This window comes from Buchnera aphidicola (Pemphigus obesinymphae), from assembly GCF_026122815.1.
GTDB lineage: Bacteria > Pseudomonadota > Gammaproteobacteria > Enterobacterales > Enterobacteriaceae > Buchnera_C > Buchnera_C aphidicola_BJ.
This window is the reverse complement of sequence record NZ_JAIWQW010000028.1, coordinates 1-1,762: the sequence shown is the minus strand read 5'-3', so window position 1 is coordinate 1,762 and position 1,762 is coordinate 1. Positions and strand designations below refer to the sequence as shown.

Genomic DNA, 1,762 nt, shown 5'->3' with positions numbered 1-1,762 from the left:
AGCCAATTTCTATATCTCCAAGAATCTTTGCTCCAGCTCCTATAATAACTCCTTCCCTTACAGTAGGATGTCTTTTCCCAGTAATTTTCCCGGTACTACCTAATGTTACAGATTGTAAAATAGAAACGTTATTTTCTACTAAAACAGTTTCTCCTATTACAATACCGGTAGCATGATCTAACATAATACCATATCCAATTTCAGCAGCAGGATGAATATCAACCGAAAATAATACTGATACTGTATTTTGCAAAAATAATGCAAATGATTTACGTCCTATTTCCCATAATTTATGACTAATACGATATATTTGTAAAGCATGAAAACCTTTTAAATATAAAAATATAGTAGAATAGTGATCTATTACAGGATCTCGATCGTACACAGCATATATGTCTTTAACAGCAGATTTTAGTAAAGATAAATCAGATAAATATACTTTTTCAAAAGTGTCTTGTAAAAAAAAATCCACAATCATTTTATTTTGCAATTTATTAGATAAAATAAAACTTAATGCTTGTAAAAAAGATTTATGCTGTAATACCATTAAATAATAAAATTTAGACAATGTAGGTTCATTATCTGATATAATTTTTATTTCTGACCTTATTTTTTCCCATACTAAATTAATTTCTTCAAGCAAAATTTTTCCTCCTAAAAAAGATAAAATAATTAATAAAAATTAAAAAATTTTTTAACTCATATATCACTCATTCAACTTATTTTTATTATTAATTAAATATTAATTTATAAATTAATATTTAATTAATAATAAACTAAATATATTTAGTATTTATAAAAACTTCTATTACAACTCATTACATAAAATTTTTACATAATAAATAATCATATGTCACTAAAATAATTTTTTATTTTTTAAAAATTTATTTTATTTATAAAATACCTATTTTATTAACGTTAAAAATATATAGTTTAATTAAAATTAAAATGATTTAGTAAAATTTTAGATTAAATAATTCACCATAAACTATATTATTTTTCAATAAACATTTTTCTTATTTAAACTAACCTGAAATCACACCTAAAAAATGTTAGTAAATATTTTAAATCACATCTTTTTTAAAATTTAAAATTTTTTTTTATTTGTAATAAAAAATATCGCGACATATTTTTATGTCGCGATGAATAATTATCAATTTTAATTAGAAATCGATTAAAAAAAACATTAAATAAAATAAAGATTATTCATGTTTCAATGCGGAAATAACACAAGACACTTGTTCCTTTGAAACCCCGCCTTTAGAATTTCTTTTATTTATGATAGAACATAAATCTAATACATCATATACATCAGAAGAAATAACAGGGCAATATTTTTTAAAAGTTAAAATATCTATTTCCTGCAGTGATATGTTTCTTTCTATTGCTTCTAATACAATCTTTCCAACAATACGATGAGCATCACGAAAAGGTATACTTTTTCGCACTAGATAATCCGCCAATTCAGTAGCATTAGAGTAACCTTTCTTTGCAGCTTCTCGGCAAACAAACTTATTTATTTTAATTCCCTTTAAAACTAAAATAGACATATGCAAACAACTATTCCAAGTATCTAATGCATCAAACAATCCTTCTTTATCTTCTTGCATATCTTTATTATATGCTAAAGGTAAACCTTTCAACAATACTAAAATACTTATCAAAGAACCATACACACGACCAGTTTTACCTCGAATTAATTCTAGAGCATCTGGATTTTTTTTTTGAGGCATTAATGAAGAACCGGATGTTACATCATCAG

2 protein-coding genes are annotated in these 1,762 nt (G+C 23.9%); both read right to left on the bottom strand.

Annotated elements, in window-relative coordinates:
* The coding region (locus tag LDP10_RS02835; RefSeq protein WP_265197236.1) for a serine O-acetyltransferase at positions 1–643 on the bottom strand (643 nt) is incomplete at its 3' end.
* 559 nt (positions 644–1,202) lie between these two features.
* A partial coding sequence (locus LDP10_RS02830) for a lyase family protein (protein ID WP_265197235.1) occupies positions 1,203–1,762 on the bottom strand: 560 nt, incomplete at its 5' end.